The sequence below is a fragment of the Aequorivita sp. KMM 9714 genome (assembly GCF_011065475.1).
GTDB lineage: Bacteria > Bacteroidota > Bacteroidia > Flavobacteriales > Flavobacteriaceae > Aequorivita > Aequorivita sinensis.
The window spans coordinates 1-5,749 of sequence record NZ_JAAGRO010000013.1 but is presented as its reverse complement, the minus strand read 5'-3'; the positions used below and the strand labels follow the sequence as shown (position 1 = coordinate 5,749).

The 5,749-nt window shown below is 34.0% G+C and carries 6 protein-coding genes; all 6 read right to left on the bottom strand.

What is annotated here, in order from left to right; genetic code table 11:
* Positions 1-255: 255 nt before the first annotated feature.
* Positions 256-429 (bottom strand): hypothetical protein, encoded by a 174-nt coding sequence (locus G3A46_RS13920; RefSeq protein ID WP_155949966.1) that lies wholly within the window; start codon positions 427-429, stop codon positions 256-258.
* A 167-nt stretch (positions 430-596) separates the two neighbouring features.
* The gene (locus tag G3A46_RS13915; protein ID WP_165150737.1) at positions 597-1,151 is read right to left on the bottom strand and encodes a hypothetical protein; all 555 of its coding nucleotides are present in this window, start codon (positions 1,149-1,151) and stop codon (positions 597-599) included.
* Positions 1,152-1,407: 256 nt separating this feature from the next.
* A complete protein-coding gene (locus G3A46_RS13910) occupies positions 1,408-1,710 on the bottom strand; it encodes a HigA family addiction module antitoxin (RefSeq protein ID WP_165150735.1) in 303 nt (100 codons plus the stop codon).
* A gap of 11 nt (positions 1,711-1,721) precedes the next feature.
* A complete protein-coding gene (locus G3A46_RS13905; protein WP_165150739.1) occupies positions 1,722-2,003 on the bottom strand; it encodes a type II toxin-antitoxin system RelE/ParE family toxin in 282 nt (93 codons plus the stop codon).
* A gap of 325 nt (positions 2,004-2,328) precedes the next feature.
* Entirely contained in the window at positions 2,329-5,055 is a 2,727-nt protein-coding gene (locus G3A46_RS13900; RefSeq protein ID WP_165150733.1) for a DEAD/DEAH box helicase family protein, read from the bottom strand.
* A gap of 194 nt (positions 5,056-5,249) precedes the next feature.
* Positions 5,250-5,414, bottom strand: a complete 165-nt coding sequence (locus G3A46_RS14380) for a PLDc N-terminal domain-containing protein (RefSeq protein ID WP_277875413.1) — start codon at positions 5,412-5,414, stop codon at positions 5,250-5,252.
* Positions 5,415-5,749: the final 335 nt, after the last annotated feature.

Genomic DNA, 5,749 nt, shown 5'->3' with positions numbered 1-5,749 from the left:
TACACGGTGTTACCTGTTGTTGTTTTTCGTTTTTACTTTCTTAAAATTCAAAAAAAATGCAAAAACCAAACCAGCGAAAAACTCCGCTTATTTTTACAGTTTAGTTTTTCAATTCCACAAACTTGCTCAATTCCGTTTGAGTGTTAATTCCGCAACTTGCTAATTTCTACTCACAGTTCGATTTTGGTTTTCAATTCAAATTGCGATTCCGTATACGAGCTAAAAAATCCGACGTGAATTTCATTCAGAATTCAGCTATTCGTTCTTAAATTTTCTTTCAGAATATTGTCCTAATTGATATGCAATTAAAATTGGAATTAAAGCAAAAGCCATATACTTTTCTAAAAGTCCATATTCTGATAATGCTATTAATATTGCAGTTGAAACAATAATAAAAATTAAGTCAAATGTTCTTTTTTTTATTTTCATTTAATTAAGGTTTGAGTGAGTTCCGCAATTGCAGGTAACGGTCTTGTTTATGGTTAGTTGCGTGGTTAAGTAACTAATTTAGTAAACAAATACGGACTAGAGAAAATTCCGCAGGAATTTTCGCAAGTGGGCTAGAACCAAGCAATTAATTATACACGGTGTTGGCATTAGTTTTTTTCTTTATATATTTTGTTCGAGATGAACCTTTTGTCAGAATTCAGCTCGTCAATAATTGATTTTAAAAATTGATTTATTTCCTCAAATATTTCAGTCCATTTTGGAAATCCGAGATGAAATTCCATCACTATTTGATTAATTGATTCGTGATTCTCTGAAAAAATTCGTGGATTAAAATTTTCCGTTTTCATTATGGTGTCAAAAGTCCGAAGTGCTTTGTTCTCAAGAAAGTGTTTGAAATTTTGGTTTTTACACTTAACTTTAAATCTCGTTTTTCTTCTTAAAAACAAATTTTCGAACGGACTTACGCAATCAATTTCAAATTCAATCGGTCGAGTGTAAGTCGAAAGTTTTGTGAGAATTCTTGCAGTTTCTGTAAATCCAGTTTGAATTAAAATATGAATTTCAGATTCTGCATATTCGTATTTGACTATGTGATAGGTTTCTGGACTTCTCGAACCGTCGGTAAAGATCATTTTGTAATCCTCAATGGTATATTCACCATTTAATTCAGATGCTATATGCTTTAATCTCGATTCTATCATTCAAATTAATGCCAACGTTTAGTATAAAAGAAGTAGGGCTGTAAATAAGTAATTATCTTTCAGATTATCCACAAGCCAAATCTTTTGCATTTTGTTTTATTTATTGTTCTAAAGCCCACCGAAGGACTACGACTTCCTAAATATAAAATAAAAAAGTAGTCGTAAATCAATCCCGATAACTATACGGGATGGCGACCTCGCAAATACGCCTGAAACATTGGGTTTAACACTTACTTGCCCTATTTTTTATACCTTGTTAGGCAACGTTTTTATCCACGTATTGCTTTATTTCGCTCAGTTCTTTTTTTTTATTTTCTTTTTCTTCTTCGATATCAAAATCATTTTGAAGACCGAGCCAGAATTTTGCAGAATTCCCAAAATATTTGCTTAACCGTAAAGCTGTGTCAGCCGTAATTCTTCGGTTTCCTTTAATAATTTCCGAAATTCTGGTTTGAGGTATTTTCAAGTCTTTGGAAAGTCGGTATGCGGTGATTTCCAACGGCTCAAGAAATTCGTAATTCAAAATTTCTCCAGGATGTACATTTGCTAACTTTTCCATTTTTATATTTTTTAATGATAATCAATTATTTGCACTTCGTTTGCGTTTCCTTTATCCCAAATGAAAATAATCTGCCATTGTTTATTAATCCGAATACTGTAAAATTCGCTTAATTTTCCGGTCAGTTTTTCCAGTCGGTTGGATGGTGGAATTCGCAAATCGGAAATATCTTGCGAGTTGTTCAACATTCTTAATTTCCTCCGTCCAACGTTTTGAATATCAATCGGCATTTTCTTAACTCGGATTCCGTTCCAAATTTGTTCGGTTTCTTTTGAACCAAAGGATAATATCATATCTTTTACGTTACTAACGTCAAAGGTAAGTATATTTTTGATTGTTTGCAGAATTTTTTTCAAATGTTGCCTAACGGACGTTTGCGCTGCGTTCAATTCGTTTTTAGGGGTTATTTTGCTTGCTATAGTCCAATTATCCACTCAAGAAGCCTTAAAAATCGCATTCCCGAGAAATTCCATAAAATTCATGAAATACGGAAATCTTAACACTGCAACTGAATTTAAAGGAAAATTAGTGTAGTTTTGAGACAGACTGACAACGCTTACTATATGGTGCGTATCCCGAAGGGTAAGCACTATACAGAATGTTGGGCGTAGGTTTTTTTTATTTCCATTTATTTACGTGTTCAACTTTCTCATCAAATTGTGCTGAAAGTGACTTTACTCTTGACCTTAAAAGCAGTTTTCTTCCGTCCAGTGTCCGTGTATAAATTAAGTCGCAAGAACCAACAAGTCGTTCCCATTGGTCTTTGAAATATTCCGCTAAATTCTTATTTCTACCAAGTGCTTCAGGAACTGAATGATAGTCCTTTTGCTTAATAAAAAGCATAAACTTGTTTTTTCTTATAATTACATATCTCGGATTGTCAATTGGTGCAATTACTTCTTGAAGCGCATTTATAAAAGTTGACTTATCGAAAGTTGTCCCACCTTCTAAATGACAGAAAATCGAACCCCGATTATCAACTGTAGTTTCAACTTTCAATTTTGAGTAGTCTGTATTTATTAAACCTGCTTTAATCAATGAGTTTAGCAATGCATCTCCAATTTGTTGAATGTCCTTGGATATATCGCGGTATTTTAAATAAAGTCTTAATGTCTTAAATGTTAGTCTGCCGAAAATCAGCACGCCTATTCCTCCAAAAACCCCTAGATAAAAATACAAGTCTTCAATAGTTCGAATATTTCTTGCAGATCGAAAAATAGCTTGTAAACTTTCTGTTCCATAAGCAACTAAGCCCGAACCTAAAGTTGCCAATAGGTTACCAATTGTTTTATATAAATACAGTGACTTAACGGCATTGTATTCCTTTTCTTCGGGGAATGGAATTTTGATTTCTTCAACAAGGTTGACACCTGTTTCAAGTGCCGTTTTCCATCTTTGTTTTAGATTTTCTCTGTCGCCTGCATAGGAAAACATTTCAATATTCTTTTTCTCAACTTCTTCTTTTAGATGAATGTTTTCCGATATATTCAAACGTCCAATACCATTCTCAATTCCTGCTTCTTCTTTGAATGAAACACCTACAAAACTTCTAAACCGTCTTTTAAGTAAATCAAAATCGTCTCCGCCTGTTTGTGAGGTTGGGTCGATACAGGCCAAGTGCCATATGTTTCCTGTTTTACCGTCATTTCCATTTTGGGCTCTAATGGCTCTACCGCGCATTTGATTTGAAAGCACAAACGAACCAACAAAACTTGCCAATACCAATGAATTGATGGCAGGAGCGTCCCATCCTTCACCGAGCAAAGACTTCGTACCTATTAACACTTCTATTTCTCCACTTTGAAAAATTTGAGTTACAAGATGAACAATGTCGTGTTTGAGTTGATCGGTTTGGTTTATTAGGACATAGTCAGAGTCATAAGAAACTGGACTTGAGTTTACTTGAGTTATTCCAATTTTCGCTGCTTTTGCTTCAAATGCTGAATAGGCACTTACAGGGATTATTATTAATGACCCTGTTAAAACTGCAATCCTTTTGTTGTCCTTGTTTTCTCGCCTTAATTTTTCAAAAATCGGTATGATTCCAATTTTGTTCAGTTCGAGATTGTTTTCAGACTCCTTAATGAAAAATTCTTTTCGGATAAAGTCCGAAAGAATAACCATTCGTAAATCTTTACCTAGTTGATTATATTCAAAATCAACAATCTCCTTTATGCCGCTAAGTTTACTAATACTTGAAGTTAAAAAACCCGTTAAACGTTTGTTGTGTGAAAAGTTAATTTGTCTCCTTTCAATCGCTCCGTATCGTCTCAGTTTGTTTTCAAGGGATTTTTGATGTTCTTCAAAATTTTTGAAATGTTCCTTTTCTTTGTAGAGATAGAAATCTAGAAGAGTCTCAATCCATTCGTAATCAAGGTTAGGGATTTTAAATTTCCTGTCACCAATGACTTCAAGATGTGTTTCAGGAATTTCCTTTTCATTCGATTTTAAAAATATTAAACAAGCCGAGTAATAGGAAAGATTATTGTAAATCCAATCTAATTGCTCTGTTGGCTTTTTCCAAATGGGATGTTGCTCAATCGCTTTAATGATAGTTTCATCTGTCTTTATTTCTTGAAATAACTTTTCAATATTCTGTCTAAAATCAAGAATTTTTCGATTTTCTTTCTCCGTTGGTAACGTAAAATGAACGTAGTCTTGATGTGGGCATAAATCCCCTTCAAGAACTAATTCTGGAATTGAAATTTCGGCGTCGACAGGCCCGTTGAGGCTTATATATCGTTGCCATTCTGTAGCTGAAACGTCATAAGGCGGAGTTGCTGTTAAACCAACAATAATCGGCTGTAATTTTTCTTTAACTTTTGTCAGCGTTTGCCACCATTCGTTTTTTAAATGGTGAGCTTCGTCCACAACAATAGTTTTTATGTTTTGTGATTTTAGTCCGCTTACAATACTTTTAAGTTCTGAGTTAGTTGAATTATCATTTCCGTCTTCTTCGGTTACTTCTTCTTCGTCGTCATCAAATTCTTCTTCATTTCTCCAATTATTACAAGCAGCATGAAGTCCTTGATAAGTTACTACTGTCATAAATTTTGGATTGCGTATATCTCTAGAAATCCAATCAGGTGTTAAGGTAGTTTGAAGAAAAAGTTCACAAAATCTTTGTATCCATTGATTGCGAATTGCAATTGTTGGTGCGAGTATTAAAGTAGGTTTATTAAGCCGAATAGCAACTTCAAGCCCTAATACTGTTTTACCCGAACCTGGCGGTGCAATTACGTGAAGATGTTCGTCAGACAAATGGTCTTGCAACTCATCAAGCACTCGTTGCTGGTATTTTCTCCAACTGTATTTAAACTTTATGTCTTTAGGATACTCTGTCAATCTGTAGTTTTTTTACTTACGCCCGACGTTTAGTGTATGGTAAGTTGCGTGGAATAAACACCTAAAATAACAAAAATTGACCGAGCCTGTGGAAATTTCGCTCCCGATAGCTATCGGGATTCCAAGTAGGCGAGGACAAGCCATTGCTTATACACATTGTTGTGCGTTCGTTTTTTTCTTTTCCGATTTTATTCTTAAAACTTCTGACCGAGTCTTATAAGTCTATTCCTCTGAATTAAGTAAAAAATCGGTGAAATGAATGGCAAAATGAACATAGTCATAATCCAAAATGTCTTATTGTAGATTTTATTTTTAACCATATCGCTCAAAATAATTATCCAAGTCGAAAAGAAAAGCATTAATGCAATAGTGAGGATTATTTGTGAAAACTCCCAATGTTGAATTTTGGCTAAAGCTCCGAATGAAGTCAGCAAAAGATTTCCAATAACTAAAAACCAAATGGTTTTGATTCCAATTTTAAAGTCTTGATTTTGCATTATATTCAATTTTACTTTCTTGTTAGGTTCGTTTCGTTAAATGACGCACAACGTTTTTGTGTAAGGAACATTGCGATTTTGTATGCGAGGATTTTCCGCAGGAAAATCAGAAGCTAGCAAAAGAGCAACGACCAAACGATTGAACTAAAATAAGCAATGTTTTTTACACGGTGTTACCTGTTGTTGTTTTTCGTTTT

Coding starts and splice junctions, on each gene's coding strand:
- G3A46_RS13920 (WP_155949966.1), bottom strand. CDS start 429: ATGAAAATAAAAAAAAGAACATTTGACTTAATTTTTATTATTGTTTCA.
- G3A46_RS13910 (WP_165150735.1), bottom strand. CDS start 1,710: ATGGAAAAGTTAGCAAATGTACATCCTGGAGAAATTTTGAATTACGAA.
- G3A46_RS13915 (WP_165150737.1), bottom strand. CDS start 1,151: ATGATAGAATCGAGATTAAAGCATATAGCATCTGAATTAAATGGTGAA.
- G3A46_RS13905 (WP_165150739.1), bottom strand. CDS start 2,003: ATGATATTATCCTTTGGTTCAAAAGAAACCGAACAAATTTGGAACGGA.
- G3A46_RS14380 (WP_277875413.1), bottom strand. CDS start 5,414: ATGCTTTTCTTTTCGACTTGGATAATTATTTTGAGCGATATGGTTAAA.